General features: G+C 56.9%; 18 protein-coding genes and 1 pseudogene. 5 read left to right on the forward strand and 14 right to left on the reverse strand.

Annotated features, from left to right (window positions below):
* Positions 1–3: 3 nt before the first annotated feature.
* The 5 genes from HKX44_RS10850 to pip form a co-directional block, all read right to left on the reverse strand.
* Positions 4–624, reverse strand: a complete 621-nt coding sequence (locus HKX44_RS10850) for an RNA-binding protein (RefSeq protein WP_276151347.1) — start codon at positions 622–624, stop codon at positions 4–6.
* Between the two features lie 22 nt (positions 625–646).
* Positions 647–2263: a transcription termination factor NusA gene (gene nusA / locus HKX44_RS10855; RefSeq protein WP_276151348.1), complete on the reverse strand. Its 1617-nt coding sequence runs from the start codon at positions 2261–2263 to the stop codon at positions 647–649.
* Positions 2263–2838 (reverse strand): ribosome maturation factor RimP, encoded by a 576-nt coding sequence (gene rimP, locus HKX44_RS10860; protein ID WP_276151349.1) that lies wholly within the window; start codon positions 2836–2838, stop codon positions 2263–2265. The genes nusA and rimP overlap by 1 nt, the downstream gene beginning before the upstream one ends.
* 141 nt (positions 2839–2979) lie before the next feature.
* Positions 2980–3831 (reverse strand): ABC transporter substrate-binding protein, encoded by an 852-nt coding sequence (locus HKX44_RS10865; RefSeq protein WP_276151350.1) that lies wholly within the window; start codon positions 3829–3831, stop codon positions 2980–2982.
* Complete coding sequence (pip, locus tag HKX44_RS10870; protein WP_276151351.1) at positions 3828–4802, reverse strand: prolyl aminopeptidase; 975 nt, start codon at positions 4800–4802, stop codon at positions 3828–3830. Before pip ends, HKX44_RS10865 begins: the two co-directional genes overlap by 4 nt.
* A 48-nt stretch (positions 4803–4850) precedes the next feature.
* Between pip and ubiG the strand changes: the two genes are divergently transcribed.
* Positions 4851–5597, forward strand: a complete 747-nt coding sequence (gene ubiG / locus HKX44_RS10875; RefSeq protein WP_276151352.1) for a bifunctional 2-polyprenyl-6-hydroxyphenol methylase/3-demethylubiquinol 3-O-methyltransferase UbiG — start codon at positions 4851–4853, stop codon at positions 5595–5597.
* Here the strand turns inward: ubiG and HKX44_RS10880 are convergent.
* The 5 genes and pseudogenes from HKX44_RS10880 to HKX44_RS20010 all read right to left on the reverse strand — a co-directional run.
* Positions 5584–6018, reverse strand: a complete 435-nt coding sequence (locus HKX44_RS10880; RefSeq protein WP_276151353.1) for a MarR family winged helix-turn-helix transcriptional regulator — start codon at positions 6016–6018, stop codon at positions 5584–5586. The two genes, ubiG and HKX44_RS10880, sit on opposite strands and share 14 nt — an antisense overlap.
* A gap of 23 nt (positions 6019–6041) precedes the next feature.
* The gene (locus tag HKX44_RS10885) at positions 6042–6872 is read right to left on the reverse strand and encodes a carbon-nitrogen hydrolase family protein (RefSeq protein ID WP_276151354.1); all 831 of its coding nucleotides are present in this window, start codon (positions 6870–6872) and stop codon (positions 6042–6044) included.
* The gene (gene grxC / locus HKX44_RS10890) at positions 6872–7129 is read right to left on the reverse strand and encodes a glutaredoxin 3 (RefSeq protein WP_276151355.1); all 258 of its coding nucleotides are present in this window, start codon (positions 7127–7129) and stop codon (positions 6872–6874) included. Before grxC ends, HKX44_RS10885 begins: the two co-directional genes overlap by 1 nt.
* A gap of 135 nt (positions 7130–7264) precedes the next feature.
* Positions 7265–7753 (reverse strand): ComF family protein, encoded by a 489-nt coding sequence (locus HKX44_RS10895; RefSeq protein ID WP_346348184.1) that lies wholly within the window; start codon positions 7751–7753, stop codon positions 7265–7267.
* Between the two features lie 48 nt (positions 7754–7801).
* Positions 7802–7999: pseudogene (locus HKX44_RS20010) on the reverse strand (double zinc ribbon domain-containing protein); the annotation flags it as partial.
* Positions 8000–8010: 11 nt separating this feature from the next.
* On the opposite strand from HKX44_RS20010, the gene HKX44_RS10900 reads away from it, so the two are divergent.
* Positions 8011–8829: a methyltransferase domain-containing protein gene (locus tag HKX44_RS10900; protein WP_276151357.1), complete on the forward strand. Its 819-nt coding sequence runs from the start codon at positions 8011–8013 to the stop codon at positions 8827–8829.
* Positions 8830–8882: 53 nt separating this feature from the next.
* Positions 8883–9929: a ferrochelatase gene (gene hemH / locus HKX44_RS10905; protein WP_276151358.1), complete on the forward strand. Its 1047-nt coding sequence runs from the start codon at positions 8883–8885 to the stop codon at positions 9927–9929.
* Between the two features lie 18 nt (positions 9930–9947).
* Here the strand turns inward: hemH and HKX44_RS10910 are convergent, their stop codons facing one another.
* A complete protein-coding gene (locus HKX44_RS10910; RefSeq protein WP_276151359.1) occupies positions 9948–10832 on the reverse strand; it encodes an NAD(P)-dependent oxidoreductase in 885 nt (294 codons plus the stop codon).
* 212 nt (positions 10833–11044) lie between these two features.
* On the opposite strand from HKX44_RS10910, the gene HKX44_RS10915 reads away from it, so the two are divergent.
* Positions 11045–11893, forward strand: a complete 849-nt coding sequence (locus tag HKX44_RS10915) for a fumarylacetoacetate hydrolase family protein (protein WP_276151360.1) — start codon at positions 11045–11047, stop codon at positions 11891–11893.
* A 253-nt stretch (positions 11894–12146) separates the two neighbouring features.
* On the opposite strand, the gene HKX44_RS10920 is transcribed toward HKX44_RS10915, so the two are convergent.
* Together HKX44_RS10920 and HKX44_RS10925 are read right to left on the reverse strand one after the other, a co-directional pair.
* Entirely contained in the window at positions 12147–12329 is a 183-nt protein-coding gene (locus tag HKX44_RS10920) for a hypothetical protein (protein WP_025042959.1), read from the reverse strand.
* A gap of 141 nt (positions 12330–12470) precedes the next feature.
* Positions 12471–13082: a L,D-transpeptidase gene (locus tag HKX44_RS10925; protein WP_276151361.1), complete on the reverse strand. Its 612-nt coding sequence runs from the start codon at positions 13080–13082 to the stop codon at positions 12471–12473.
* Positions 13083–13245: 163 nt separating this feature from the next.
* Here HKX44_RS10925 and HKX44_RS10930 point away from each other — a divergent pair, with 163 nt between their 5' ends.
* A complete protein-coding gene (locus tag HKX44_RS10930; RefSeq protein WP_276151362.1) occupies positions 13246–13755 on the forward strand; it encodes a CAP domain-containing protein in 510 nt (169 codons plus the stop codon).
* Between the two features lie 15 nt (positions 13756–13770).
* Here HKX44_RS10930 and HKX44_RS10935 read toward each other — a convergent pair whose 3' ends face one another.
* On the reverse strand, positions 13771–14271 hold the full coding sequence (locus HKX44_RS10935) for a L,D-transpeptidase family protein (protein WP_276151363.1): 501 nt from the start codon (positions 14269–14271) through the stop codon (positions 13771–13773).
* Between the last annotated feature and the right edge of the window lie 6 nt (positions 14272–14277).

Consider the following 14277-nt stretch of genomic DNA (forward strand, 5'->3'; position numbering starts at 1 on the left):
TCGTCATCCTTCCGGCTGGCCGCTGCCAGCCCCGTTTTGTCGCACGCCTTTAAGTCGTTGGGCCTCCTCTACAACACGTAGAGTGAGTCCACCAGAGGCGAGCGCCCCATGTATCACAGTTTGACGACCGAATGCCAAACCCAATTCATCCGCCGTCAACCAGCCAATATATTGACCGTAATGCGGCGTGCTCAGTTTCGTTTTACCACGTTCGGATCCGTCAGTGGCCTGAATAAGCACCTGGGCCTCTTCAGTCTGAAGCCAGCTTTTGACTTTTTCGTACCCTGCAACGGCCCGTCCGCCCTTGCGTTGCAATGAAATCAGCTCGACCACACGCCGTGCGAGCTGCTTTTCTACTTCATCCACCAGATCGTCCTGAACGGTGACCTGTTTTTTGGCCGCGCGGGTGAACAATTTCTTGCTTACCGCCTGCTCAAGCGCGGCGCGGTCCGCGGCAACATACATGCCACGTCCGGGTAACTTCCCCAGAATATCAGGGTAAACCTGATTATCCGGGCCAACCACGAACTTTACCAACCCATACTTAGGCTGGATTTCGCCCGTGGCAATGCACTTGCGGTCAGGACCGTTTTCACGGTCTTTGGAGACGCCACCGCGGCTCATCAGGGACAACCGAGGCCTGAGATCAGGCCTCGACCTCCTGTTCTTCTGTATCGTCTTCCTCGATTTCTTCTGCTTCCAGCTCCGCCGGATCAACCCAACCCAGCATCACACGGGCAGTCATGATCATGCTCTGCGCATCTTCCAATGAGATGTCGAAAGCTTCCAGCGATCCGTCGTCCTTTACGCGTTCGCCGTCTACAGTTGTCCAGCCGCCGGCCAGTTCCCAATCCGCACAGGTTGCAAAATCTTCCAGCGTTTTCACGCCATCCTTTGCCAGTGCTTCAATCATTTGGGGTGTCAGCCCGTCAAATTCAACAAGGCTGTCTTCGACACCCAAAGCGCGGGCTGATTCCAAGGCTGCCTTGTTCTGCGCTTCCAGCACATCCTGTGCGCGGGCTTGCAGTTCCTTGGCGGTGTCCTCGTCAACACCATCAATTACCAGAAGTTCGCTGACTTCGACATAGGCGACTTCTTCAAGGTTGGTAAACCCTTCGGAAACCAGCAGCTGGGCAAAGAATTCGTCCAGATCAAGGTTATCCATGAACAGCTTGGTACGTAGTTCAAACTCGGCCTGACGGCGCTGGCTTTCCTGCTCTTCTGTCATGATGTCGATGTCCAGACCGGTCAGCTGTGATGCCAAACGCACGTTCTGGCCACGGCGGCCAATCGCGAGGCTCAGCTGCTCTTCAGGAACAACAACTTCGATCTTGCCGGCTTCTTCATCCAGAACAACCTTGGAAACTTCCGCAGGCTGCAAGGCGTTCACAAGGAAGGTCGGCTGATCGTCATTCCATGGAATGATGTCGATTTTCTCGCCCTGCAATTCGTTCACAACGGCCTGCACACGGCTGCCGCGCATACCCACACAGGCACCCACCGGATCAATTGATCCATCATAGCTGATCACAGCAATCTTTGCGCGTGAACCGGGATCACGGGCGACCGCCTTGATCTCGATGATACCGTCGTAAATTTCCGGCACTTCCATTTTGAACAGCTCGGCCATGAATTCGGGCGCAGTACGGCTCAGGAAAATCTGTGGTCCGCGCTGCTCGCGGCGCACATCCTTGATGTAGACACGGATACGATCGTTAGGACGGTAGGACTCGCGGCCAATCTTTTCGTTGCGGCGCAGGATCGCTTCGCCAGCGCCCACATCCACGATAACGTTGCCGTATTCTTCGCGCTTAACCAAACCATTGATGATCGTACCGGCGCGGTCCTTGAACTCCTCGAACTGGCGGTCACGTTCGGCTTCGCGGATCTTTTGCAAGATCACCTGTTTCGCGGATTGCGCAGCGATACGGCCCATTTCAACCGGTGGCACTTCCTCGATCAACTGTTGGCCGATTTCCGGGTTGTCCATATATTGCTTGGCCTGTTCGACGGTGAATTCCGCCTGATAGTTCTCAAGCTCTTCATCGGCGACCACGGTCCGTACGCGGGTAAATGTCGCGCGGCCGGTCTTGCGGTCGATTGACACGTGAATATCCATTTCCGCGCCGTAACGCGACTTTGCCGCACGGGCCAGCGATTCTTCCATCGCCTCAATGACCAGCGCAGGGTCGATCATCTTTTCCCGGGCCACAGCCTCGGCGGTCTGCAACAACTCAAGCTGGTTGGCGGATGTAATGGCCATTAGTCTTCTCCCTCGGAGGATTCTTCTTCAATAGAATCGAATTTATCTTCGTCAATTGCGCCCGACACTTTGCGCTGGCGCAGCATTTCAGTCATCAACTCGTCGGTCAGCACCAGTTTGGCATCTGACAGCCAATCAAACTTCAGGCCCACAGTGCCCTCTTCAATGTTGATCAACACCTCGTCGCCTTCGATGCCAGCCAATTCGCCCTTAAAACGGCGGCGACCCCCGACCAATTCTTCGGTTTCGATCTTGGCTTCATACCCTTCGAACATGTCGAAATCTTTCAACCGCGTCAGCGGACGGTCGATGCCGGGCGAAGATACCTCAAGCGTGTATTCTTCGATAATCGGGTCTTCGACATCCAGCACTGCGCCCAGCGCCTGATTGATCTTGGCAAGGTCATCAACTTCGATCCCGCCTTCGGGTTTATCGGCCATGATCTGCAATGTCGTTACCTTACCCGACATCAGACGCACGCGCACCAGTTCATAGCCCATATCCTCGATCACCGGTGTGATGATCTCGGCCATGCGACGGTCAATAGCTGCTTTGGCAATAAGGTCGTTGGTCATGGTGTCCTATCGCTGGCCATCAGGCACAAAAAAACGGGCGCGCGGCCCGTGTTCAAGATCGGTGGAGCGTTTGGTTTGGACCCGAACGCGCCGCTGTTAAAGAGGCATATACGCAGAGAAGCCTGAGTCTGCAAGGCCTGTTCATCCGAACCACCAACGCTCTGCCGCACGCAGGTTGTCCAGCGGGCGCAACCTGCTGACGTTTGCGGGCTGCATCACGTCAGCCGAGACCGCTTGCGTCGGATGGCGGCGGTCCGGCTGTAGGGTGATGTCAGGCAGATCAGCCAGGGCACCCGCCGCCGTCAAATCAACCGCATCAACCAGATATTCACCCAGAGCTTGCCCACGCACCGGTTCGGAAGGGATCGAGGTTAACTCGACCTCATCAAACCAACCCGCGGCTTCGCCCTTGTAGTGATCCGCAACCCGCGTCGCCAGCAACCGTTGACCCGGCACGAAACTGGAAACCTTATACAAACCCGTTCCTGTGCCGTTGTCCGGGGCATGGGCCGCGCGGATAAAATACGCCGGTTGGGCAAGCCGCATCGGCAAGCCCGGATCTGGGTGAACAAGCGTGAAAGACACCTGATGATCCCCAACCGCCTGAACCGCGCCACCAGCGAACCCGGCAGCACTAGCGACCACATCTTTCGCCGTAAACGGGGCACCATCATGAAAGGAGACATCCCGACACAGTTCAAACAGCCAGACACGTGCGTCTGGGGAAGATGTCCATCCGCTCGCCAATTCGCCGCGCAGCGTCCCATCAGCGGCTATTTCGGTAAGCGTATCAAAAACAACCCCTTGCCGCGCGATTTGCATGAACAGCCCGTCACCCCGCAGCCAGGTATCATTCCGTGCGGCCCCCGATAACGCCATCCGCAAGCGCCCGCCCGGTTTGGGGCCTGCCGCCGAGACACCCGTGGCCGCCAACAATGCAGCGGCCGCCGCACTGGAAAACAGCGCACGCCGGTCAAGCAACGACCGGCTCATCCTGCGGCTCCGATCCGGTCCATCGCCCGTACCAACTCGGCTGAGATACCCGGCTCTGATAAGGCATGGCCGGCGTTGCGCACCATCTTCAATTCGCCTTGCGCCCAGTTTTCCGCAACCTCATAGGCACTGCCAGGCGGACAAATCATGTCATAACGGCCCTGCACAATCACGCCCGGGATATGCGAGATACGGGGCATATGCGCCAGTATCTGACCATCAAATTCCAGAAAGCCCGCATTGATGAAATAATGATTTTCCAACCGCGAAAAGGCCCGGGCATACTCTGCCGGCCCCTCGTGTGATCCGCCCGTGGAATGGACTGACGCAAGCGCGTTTTCCCAAGCGGCCCAGGCGCGGCCATAACGTTGCTCGACCGACAGATCACCACAGAACAGACGCCGGTGGTAAGCTTTGATCAGATCATCCTGTTCGTCCTCAGGAATCAGCGACGTAAAACGTGCCCAAACCTCGGGCCAGAATTTGCCCGCACCACCGCCGTAAAACCAATCCAGTTCCGATTGCATCATCAGAAACACACCACGCAGCACCAGATTGCGCACCGCTTCGGGGTGGGTTTGGGCATAGATCAACGACAGCGTCGCCCCCCATGACCCACCAAAGACGACCCACTGCTCGATCCCCAGCTCGCGGCGAATCATTTCAATGTCTGCGACCAGATGCCACGTCGTGTTGTCGGTGACGCTTGCGTGCGGCCGGGATCGTCCGCATCCGCGCTGGTCAAACAGAATCACCCGAAACTTTTCCGGGTCGAAATAACGCCGCATAGAGGGGCTGCACCCCCCGCCAGGCCCACCATGTAGTACCACAACAGGTATACCGTCGGGGTTGCCACATTGCTCTACATAGATGGTATGGCCCTGCCCAACCGCCAACATTCGCTGATCGAACGGGTCGATCGGCGAATAAAGATATTGAACAGCACGTTTTTGATCGGGAAACTTGTCCATACCAGCCCTATATACGTCAGAGATATACAAGAACACAGGAAGCAGGAAATGCAAACGGCTCAATCTACGGTAGACGCCGGCGAAATCGCCAAATTCGAGGCTATGGCGGCGGAGTGGTGGGATTTAAACGGCAAATTCAAGCCGCTGCATATGCTTAATCCCTGCCGGTTGGATTACATCACATCGCAAATCGCCGGCGAATTTGACCGCGACCTGACATCAGAATCCCCGTTTGACGGTTTGCGAATCCTCGACATCGGGTGCGGCGGCGGATTGCTGTCCGAACCCATGGCACGCCTTGGGGCCGAGGTCGTGGGTGCCGATGCCGCCGCCGGCAACATACCTGTCGCGCGCGTTCACGCCGCGCAATCCGGTCTGGAGATTGACTATCGCCACACCACAGCCGAAGCGATGGCCGCAGATGGTGAAAAGTTCGACGTGGTGCTGAACATGGAGGTGGTTGAGCACGTGGCCTCGCCCGCTGACTACCTGCGTGCCTGTCACGATCTGCTGAAACCCGGCGGGCTGCACATTTGTTCAACAATCAACCGCAATCCCAAGTCGTTCATGATGGCGATTGTCGGGGCCGAACACATCATGCGCTGGCTGCCCAAGGGGACGCATGAATGGTCAAAATTCATCACACCGGACGAATTGTTTGACCTTATTGGCAATGCCGGGCTGGAGCCGGTGGACCGTAAAGGTTTCGTGTTCAACCCGATTGCCTGGAGCTGGAGCTTGTCGGACAGGGACCTAAGCGTGAATTACGTTACTGCCAGCCTCAAGCCAGCTTGAGTCTTATTTCACGCAGAATAGGCAGGGCCGCGCGGGCCTGCTCTTCGCCCAGATCCTCGACCACCTGATTGATCATCGGCGTAATCGCGGCCACCGCAGAATCGCGTGCGTTGCGCCCTGCTGGGCTGATGCCGACCATCTTGCGCCGGGCATCGTCCCAATCAGGACGGATATGAACGTAACCAGACCATTCCAGCTTGTTCAACGTATTGGTCATGGCACCCCGTGTGACACGAAACCGCTCGGCCAATTGCGCCGGAGTCGACTCATCATCCCGACGGGCCAAATGATTCAGAACCGAAAAATGCGAAATCTCCATACCTTTTGGCAACACCCGCGACAGCCGTCCGCGCATGGAATGCTCGGCCGCCAGAATCTCGCTGAACAGCATGATCGCCAGGGTATTTTTATCATCGCTCATACGTCGACCTGTCTATCGCCCTTCTAGGGGCCGGAAAAGTCACGGGCGTTGGCAAGGCTTGGAACCCTGCGCCGCGCCGCCTCTCCTTTTTTCATATCAAGGTCGAATTTGTAAACGCCCGAGGTGGTTCCGGCATCCAGAATTACCTCACCCCAAGGATCAACAACCAGGGAATGGCCATAGGTATCGCGAGTCTTGTTTGTCTCGCTGGCATGGGTTCCGGTCTGGGCCGGCGCAATGACAAAACACCCCGACTCAATCGCGCGGGCGCGCAATAGGGCATGCCAATGCGCAGCCCCCGTCACCGGAGAAAACGCCGCTGGTACCGTCAAAATATCCGCACCAGCGATGGCCAACGCCCGATAGAGCTGGGAAAACCGCACATCATAGCAAACGCTCATCCCGATCTTTGCAAAATCGGTTTGCGCCAGAACGGCCTGATCCCCTGGGCGATACCCTTCGCTTTCGCGCCAGGTTTCTGTTTCGCTGATCTGCACGTCGAACATGTGGATCTTATCGTATTTCGCAACAACCGCGCCATCCGGCCCAATCACAAACGACCGGTTGGCAAACCGCCGGTCTGCATCCCCCGTCTTGAGCCCCAATGACCCGATCAAAAGCCAGACACCTGCCGCTTTTGCCTCATCACGCAAGGCGGCAAGGGTGATGTCTTCTTCCTCGAATTGCAGCACCTCCTGCTGGTGTTTGCGACTGGTCGAGACGCAATTCGTCACCTCGGGCGTCAGAACAAACTGCGCCCCGTCTGCCACTGCCGCGCGGAACATCTCCCGCGTGACCGCAAGATTTGCGACCGGATCATCGCTAACGTTCAGCTGGAGAATGGCCGCTTGCATTACGCTGCCAGCAGAGCGTCAAGTTTGCCGGCGCGCTCCAGCGCATGTAGATCGTCAGAGCCACCAACATGGATGTCACCGATAAAAATCTGCGGCACGGTACGCCCGCCATTTGCCCGCTGCACCATCTCTGCCTTGCGCTCCGGATTCGCCAACACATCAACTTCGGCGAAATCAACGCCTTTGGATGCCAGCAACCGCTTGGCAGCATGGCAAAAACCGCAAAGGGGTGAGGTATAAAGTTCGACAGGTTTCATAACCGGTTCCTTTCAACAAAAATGCGGTGTTTCGTCCGGTATGGTCATGCTGCGCAAACCTGCCCCTGTTGATGGCAGCCCTGCACGATATGTCATGCCCCTAAGAACAGTCGAAACACAGTGTTAAAAGGTGATTTAAGCATCTTTGGCCACGCGCGCCAGTGTTACCACGTTCACTGGCCCCGAACCGGCGTCCAGACAGGCCTGCGCACAGGCGGCCAAAGTCGCCCCGGTGGTCATCACATCATCCACCAGAAGCACCGGCCTTCCGATCAGGCGATGTCGGCGTAAGGGGTGGACACGAATGGCCTTTTCGACCGCCTCGATCCGCCCTGCACGGTCCAGACCATCCAGCGTGCGCGTTCGCCTGATGCGTTGCAACAGGTCCGGTGACCAAGGCCGTTCAACCCTTTGTGACAGGGCCTTGGCCAGCAAGGCGGATTGGTTAAAACGGCGCTTGATCATCCGCAGCCAATGCAGCGGAACCGGCGCTATCAAGGTATTCTGTGTCACGATATCGGCCACAGCATGAGACAGCCAAAGCCCCGCCGGACGGGCAATCTCCTGACGGTCACCATGCTTTAATGCCAGAACCAGCTTACGCCCCCTGTCCCGGTACAACATCGCCGCCCGTCCTCTTGACCATGGCGGGGGGTTTTCCATACAGCTGTCGCATTGTAATCTGTCGCCCTCGTCCGCACCTGGAAGGGGCACGCCACAGGAATCGCAAATCGTGCCCCCGATAAACGCCGTATCCCGCCAGCAGGCCCCGCAAAGGCCGAAATCTCCGTCGACCACAGACCCACAGGTCAGGCACCGCGCAGGGTAAACCGCGTCTAACCCTGTTTGAAGTCCGCTTAACAACGACATATTGGTTTCCAATGACCCAGCAAAATTTCATCACCGATGCCGCGGCCCTCGCCCTGCACCGCCATCGAACCACCGCAGATGCCATGTTTCTGCACTACGCCGCCGTTGACGAGGTGCAGGATCGTATGCGGATGGTTAACAAGTCGTTTAATTCAGCCGCAATCGTCACAGGGCATGCCCCGGTTTGGGCCAGATATTTTCCGCAAGCCAACATCACAGAGGACAGTGATACACTGTCCCTTGCCGTTGGTGCCCATGATCTGGTGGTACATGCCATGGCATTGCACTGGGCCAATGATCCGGTTGGCCAACTGATCCAGTGTCGCCGCGCGTTGCTGCCAGACGGGCTTTTCCTGAGCGTCGCGTTTGGCGGGCAAACCCTGCACGAGTTACGCGCCTGTCTGGGACAGGCAGAGGCCGACATAACCGGTGGCATGTCGCCGCGCGTCGCCCCGATGGCCGATCTGCGCGACATGGGTGGATTACTTCAGCGCGCGGGATTTGCCCTGCCGGTGGCGGACAGCCAGACACTGACCGTGGAGTACAGCGATATTTGGTCGCTGATGCGCGACCTGCGGGCGATGGGCGAAACCAATGCGCTTTCTGCTCGGCTGCGCCGCCCGACCCGTCGCACTGTGCTGAACACCGCGGCGCAATTGTACCAAGATAACTTTGCTTCGGCGAACGGCAGGATCACCGCCACCTTCGATTTGGTATTCCTGACCGGTTGGGCCCCTGCCGAAAGCCAGCCCAAACCACTGCGCCCCGGCTCTGCCCAACAACGGCTTGCTGATGCGCTAGGAACCGGTGAGACAAAGTTACCCAATTGACGACAGCCAGAATGGCCCTATTTCAACCGCAGCAAGCCACCTAAGGACACGCCATGCAAGCCGCCCGCCCTGCTCATGCCAAGAACGACCACCCCGCTATTCCAAAGCAGCGCGTGGGCGTATTGCTTGCCAATCTCGGAACGCCGGACAATTACGACTATTGGTCGATGCGCCGCTATCTGAACGAATTCCTCTCCGATCAGCGGGTGATTGATTATAGCCCCTGGCTCTGGCAACCTCTGTTGCAATTGGTGATCCTGACAAAGCGCCCCTTCACCTCTGGTGCCGCATACAAGTCGATCTGGAACCACGAGCTGGGCGAAAGCCCCTTGCTGACGATCACCAAATCGCAAACTGCAAAAATCGCCGAAACCATGAAAGCACGATATGGCGATGATGTGATGGTTGATTACTGTATGCGTTACGGCAACCCCTCGACCCAATCCAAGGTCGAAGCGATGACCGCTGCGGGCTGTACCAAAATTCTGTTTTTCCCGCTTTATCCGCAATATGCCGGGGCCACCTCGGCGACGGCCTGTGATGCGTTTTTTGCCGCGCTTGGCAAGGAAAAGTGGCAACCGATCGCCCGTGTGGTGGAACCCTATTTCGACCGCCCTGACTATATCGAGGCCCTCGCCACCTCAATTGAAACCGCCTATGCGGCCACGGCAGAACGGCCTGATATTCTGATCTGTTCCTATCACGGTGTGCCGATCCGTTATCTGACCGAGGGCGACCCCTATCATTGCCAATGTCAGAAGACGACGCGCCTGCTAAAGGAGCGTCTGGGTTGGGAAGACACCGATATCATGACGACTTTCCAGTCCAAATTTGGGCCCGAAGAATGGCTGCAACCCTATACCGTTGAAGAGGTAGCGCGTCAGGCCGAAGCCGGAAACAAAAAGATCGCTGTCTGTGCGCCTGCCTTTTCCGCAGACTGTATCGAGACTCTCGAAGAGATTAACGAGGAGATCAAAGAAAGCTTCGAAGAAGCGGGCGGCGAGCAGTTCACCTATATTCCCTGCCTCAACGACGATGCGCTACATATCAAAGCCCTGTCCGCCACGATTGAAGAGAATCTGAAAGGGTGGCTAGACTAAAATCCGGCCTGACGCCCGTCAGGCCAGATTGTTCCTTTGCTTTAACTCCAGATACAGGCCTGCGTGATCCAGATCACCGCCCCCCATGTCTTCTACAAGGAAGTCGAAACGATCCCGCACCGCCTGAGTCGCCGGCAACTCAAGGTCCAGCCCGGCGGCCTCGGCCAGGGTGTTATCTAGGTCTTTGCGCTGGATTCTGGCTGTGCCACCGGGTGCAAAATCCCCCTCTGACATACGTTGACCGTGCTGTTGCAGGATCACACTGTCGGCAAAGCCGCCTTTTAGCGCGGCCCGCAATGCCACTGGATCGGCCCCACCTTTCTCCGCCAATAAGGTCGCCTCGGCGACAGCGGCAATTGTCACAGCAACAATCGTCTGGTTGGCCAGTTTGCACAACTGTCCTGCACCCGAAGGCCCGACATGAACCGGATGTCCCAGCGCTGCGAACACCTCACGTGCCGCATCAAACGTCGCCGCCTCTCCGCCTGCCATAATGGCAAGGCCCCCCGATTCGGCCCCTTTGGTACCGCCAGAAACTGGCGCATCCAGATGACGCACACCCCACTGTGACAGATGCGCCGATTGGCTGCGGGCCTGCTCGGGTTTGGCACTCGACATGTCGATCCACAACATCCCCTCGGCAAGCACGCCGCAGACCTCTTCATCCGCCAGCAGGGCCTCTGTGGCGTATCCGTCACTTAGCATCGTGATAACCACCTCTGCGCCTGCAATCGCCTGCGCCGCGGTTGGTACCGCACGCGCGCCCTGCTCAACCAAGGGCACCGCCCGTTCCGCCGTCCGGTTCCAAACGGTCAGTGTATGACCCGCATTCATCAGGTTACGCCCCATCGGAACCCCCATCAAACCGGTTCCGATCAATGTAATTCTACGTGGTTCGCGCATGGCGGTGTCCTTTTATGCAGGTGGGTCAGCGGGTTATGGTCAAATCGAAAAAGCTGTCCTAGGTTAGCGACAAAAGGGACAGAGCGCACTGTCGCTGGGACCGGAAAAATCACCTGCCATCCGACGGCAAGCCCACAAGCAAGCGTTCGACCTCGGGTACCGCGTGTCGCTGTGCTTCGGATAACACCCGTTAACACATTGAAGGAGATCCCATGAAACTTGTCCGTTATGGCCCAGAAGGCAACGAAAAACCCGGTATACTGGACGCTGCCGGCCTGCTGCGCGACCTAAGCGACCATATCGCCGACATCACCGGCGACACGCTGGGTGACGCGACACTGGAAAAACTTCGCGCCCTTGATCCTGCCGATCTGCCCATCGTCGAAGGCGAACAGCGCATTGCGCCCTGCGTCGGCAATATTGGCAAATTTCTGTGCATCGGCCTGAACTATTCCGATCATGCGGCGGAAACCGGGGCGGCCATTCCCGACCATCCAATCCTGTTCTTCAAGGCAAACTCGGCCATTGTCGGCGCCTATGATGACGTGGTGATGCCGCGCGGATCAACCAAAACCGACTGGGAGGTCGAGCTGGGTGTGGTGATCGGCAAAGAGGCAAAATACGTCTCAGAGGCGGACGCGCTGGACCATGTTGCGGGATATTGCATCGTGAATGATGTGTCCGAACGCCATTTTCAAACCAACCTGACCGGCCAATGGACCAAGGGCAAATCCTGCGACACATTCGGTCCGACCGGCCCATGGCTGGTGACACGTGATGAAATCACAGACCCGCAGAACCTTGATATGACGCTGGATGTGAACGGCAAACGGATGCAAACCGGCAATACCTCCACGATGATCTTTAAAGTCGCTGAGATCATCGCGCATTTGTCAGAGCTGATGACGTTGCATCCGGGTGATGTGATCACCACCGGCACCCCGCCCGGTGTCGGCCTTGGCATGAAACCAGAACCCGTTTTCCTCAAGAAAGGCGATGTGATGGACCTGACCATTCAGGGGCTGGGGCACCAGCGTCAAAAGGTCGGCCAGGACAGCTAAAGCTATTCGAGTTTAACTTGAGACATCATGCCCCTCCTTTTCGCGCTTGGCCAAGGGGAGAGGCCGCGAAAAACGGGTTCAGGTTTTTCGTGAAACCCCAAGAACCAGAGCAATGGGCCAAACCGGCCCTTGCCCACGCTCCGCAGGACCGCCAGCCGATTGCACGATGTCAGCACCGCACTGTTGCCACACCGCAGATGCAAAAAAGGCGGCACCGAAGTACCGCCTTTTTCGTTTGGATTGTCGTTTCCGATTAGTCGGAAGCAACAGCCGCAGCAACCAGAGCCAACAGGATCAGTGGCAGTACGATACCGCCAGAAGAACCGGATGCTTCTTCAACGATTACTGGTGCTTCGATGATTGGATCTGCCAAAGAACCGGCATATGCAGTCGATGCAGCAGCTGTCAGAGCAGCGGCGAGAACGAGTTTTTTCATAGTTATAACCTCCGATAAAAGGCGTACAGCACAATTGTGCGCACGCGCCCAAGACTTACCTCGTAAGACTTTCTAAACAGCATCACGACGAGATTGCAAACCCGGATTCCGCTGCAAAGCCTTACAAGCAACACGATGTCGTCAAATAAGCAACACTTGCGTACCCACATTCGCCATCTCGTAAAGCTCTTCGATATGCTCGTTATACAAGCCGATGCAGCCATTGGACGATTTCCGCCCGATCTTGCGCGTATCATGGGTGCCGTGAATGCGGTAATAGGTCCAACTGAGGTGCAAGGACCGCGTGCCAAGCGGGTTTTCAGGGCCCGGCCCGATGAACGGCGGCCATTCAGGATTCCGCTTGAGCATGGACGGGGTTGGACGCCAGGATGGTTCCGGATCTTTCAGGATCACCCGTGTGCGGCCACGACGCGTCAGATCGTCGGTCAACGGCACGCTGGACGGGTAAAGTTTGTAAACGCTCAGGTCTTCGGACCAGTAATGAACGGCGCGGCTGTCGATATCGACCAAGATTGCCCCGCCCTTTGTGTTATCGAAGTAAGGCTGCCAATCCAGCGTTCTAAAACTGGAAATATTGCGCCGCACGACTTCGGTGATGTCGCGTTCTGCTTCGGTTGTCGCAGCAGAGTTTACGGATGCAGTGGATTGCGCCAGAGCGGGCGTCGCAAGCATAGCGACACTGCCGGCGAGAAAGCTGCGGCGGCTTTTCAGGTTAAATCGCTTGTCGGACATACATGTCTCCATCGCTGAAAGGGAATTTTTGCTAATATATGGCTCGAAAGACGCAGTATCAAATCAAACAAGCGTCATCCTGCATGGTAACGCCGATGTGCGTTTGAACTGCAACGCCCTGCAGGGTAAGGCAGGACAACAAGAATATCGTTGGAGCGGTCTTATGTTGCGAATTTTGTCTGTCCTCTTGGCCCTTGCTGTCACTCTTTCGGCCTGCGCCCCTGCCGCGCCCCGCCTTGGCGCTGATGGCAAACCCCTGCCAAAGGCCTATCGAATCAGCCGCTCTGATACCGGGAAAATTCAGTTCCGCATGCTTGATTCCGTCAACGCCCTGCGTCAGGCCAGCGGCCGCGCTGCGGTGCAACTGAACCCGCAGCTTAATGCCGCCGCCGCGACCCATTCACGCGATATGTCTGTTCAGAACCGGCCTTGGCACTTTGGTTCCGATGGTTCCTCTCCGATCGACCGGATCAACCGAGTAGGATATGCTGGCAAGCTGGTTGGCGAAACAATTTCAGAAACCTATGAGTCAGAACTCGAAACACTGGCCGCCTGGATGGACCAGCCTGACACACGCCGGGTGATCATGTCCGAAGAGGCCCGCAACATGGGCTTTGCATGGTTTCAGGAAGCAGGCGGCAAGATCTGGTGGACATTGGTGATGGGCAACTAAGCCCGTCACGCCGGCCTAAGGATTGATCTGGATCGGCGTGCCGTCCCCGACCATCGCATAGATTTGTTCAATTTCCTTGTTGCTGACCGAGATACAGCCCCACGTCCAATCGTCCGTGTCCTTGCGTGAGGGCACACGTTGCCCGTGAATGAATATCTCACCACCTGGGGACTTTCCCATCGCTTCGGCACGTTGGCGGTCACGTGCATTCGGATACGAAATCCCGATTGAAAGGTGAAAGCGGCTGTTCGGATTGCGCCGGTCGATCCAATAGATGCCTTCAGGTGTTTTCCCGTCGCCTTCGATCTCTTTATGGCCCGTCGGGGCAAAACCCAACTTGATCGGATAGCTCTCCAGCACCTTGTCATGGTGCAAAAGGTACATATTCCGTGCGCCCTTGTTCACCACAACATAGGTCACTTTTGGACCGTAATAGCGTTTGAATTTGCTGTTCCCACCGCAGGCACCCAGCGCAACCAACGCTGTCCCACCAAGAATAAGATTTCTGCGTTTCATACCCGA

The organism is Sulfitobacter sp. M05 (assembly GCF_029285175.1).
In the GTDB taxonomy this organism is placed as follows: Bacteria; Pseudomonadota; Alphaproteobacteria; order Rhodobacterales; family Rhodobacteraceae; genus Sulfitobacter.

Bases quoted from the DNA above. Each gene is read 5' to 3' on its own strand.
- hemH (WP_276151358.1), top strand. From the start codon at position 8,883: ATGCAAGCCGCCCGCCCTGCTCATGCCAAGAACGACCACCCCGCTATT.
- HKX44_RS10895 (WP_346348184.1), bottom strand. From the start codon at position 7,753: ATGTTGTACCGGGACAGGGGGCGTAAGCTGGTTCTGGCATTAAAGCAT.
- HKX44_RS10865 (WP_276151350.1), bottom strand. From the start codon at position 3,831: ATGAGCCGGTCGTTGCTTGACCGGCGTGCGCTGTTTTCCAGTGCGGCG.
- HKX44_RS10900 (WP_276151357.1), top strand. From the start codon at position 8,011: ATGACCCAGCAAAATTTCATCACCGATGCCGCGGCCCTCGCCCTGCAC.
- ubiG (WP_276151352.1), top strand. From the start codon at position 4,851: ATGCAAACGGCTCAATCTACGGTAGACGCCGGCGAAATCGCCAAATTC.
- pip (WP_276151351.1), bottom strand. From the start codon at position 4,802: ATGGACAAGTTTCCCGATCAAAAACGTGCTGTTCAATATCTTTATTCG.
- HKX44_RS10915 (WP_276151360.1), top strand. From the start codon at position 11,045: ATGAAACTTGTCCGTTATGGCCCAGAAGGCAACGAAAAACCCGGTATA.
- HKX44_RS10880 (WP_276151353.1), bottom strand. From the start codon at position 6,018: ATGAGCGATGATAAAAATACCCTGGCGATCATGCTGTTCAGCGAGATT.
- HKX44_RS10920 (WP_025042959.1), bottom strand. From the start codon at position 12,329: ATGAAAAAACTCGTTCTCGCCGCTGCTCTGACAGCTGCTGCATCGACT.
- HKX44_RS10910 (WP_276151359.1), bottom strand. From the start codon at position 10,832: ATGCGCGAACCACGTAGAATTACATTGATCGGAACCGGTTTGATGGGG.
- HKX44_RS10885 (WP_276151354.1), bottom strand. From the start codon at position 6,872: ATGCAAGCGGCCATTCTCCAGCTGAACGTTAGCGATGATCCGGTCGCA.
- grxC (WP_276151355.1), bottom strand. From the start codon at position 7,129: ATGAAACCTGTCGAACTTTATACCTCACCCCTTTGCGGTTTTTGCCAT.
- HKX44_RS10935 (WP_276151363.1), bottom strand. From the start codon at position 14,271: ATGAAACGCAGAAATCTTATTCTTGGTGGGACAGCGTTGGTTGCGCTG.
- HKX44_RS10930 (WP_276151362.1), top strand. From the start codon at position 13,246: ATGTTGCGAATTTTGTCTGTCCTCTTGGCCCTTGCTGTCACTCTTTCG.
- HKX44_RS10925 (WP_276151361.1), bottom strand. From the start codon at position 13,082: ATGTCCGACAAGCGATTTAACCTGAAAAGCCGCCGCAGCTTTCTCGCC.
- rimP (WP_276151349.1), bottom strand. From the start codon at position 2,838: ATGACCAACGACCTTATTGCCAAAGCAGCTATTGACCGTCGCATGGCC.
- HKX44_RS10850 (WP_276151347.1), bottom strand. From the start codon at position 624: ATGAGCCGCGGTGGCGTCTCCAAAGACCGTGAAAACGGTCCTGACCGC.
- nusA (WP_276151348.1), bottom strand. From the start codon at position 2,263: ATGGCCATTACATCCGCCAACCAGCTTGAGTTGTTGCAGACCGCCGAG.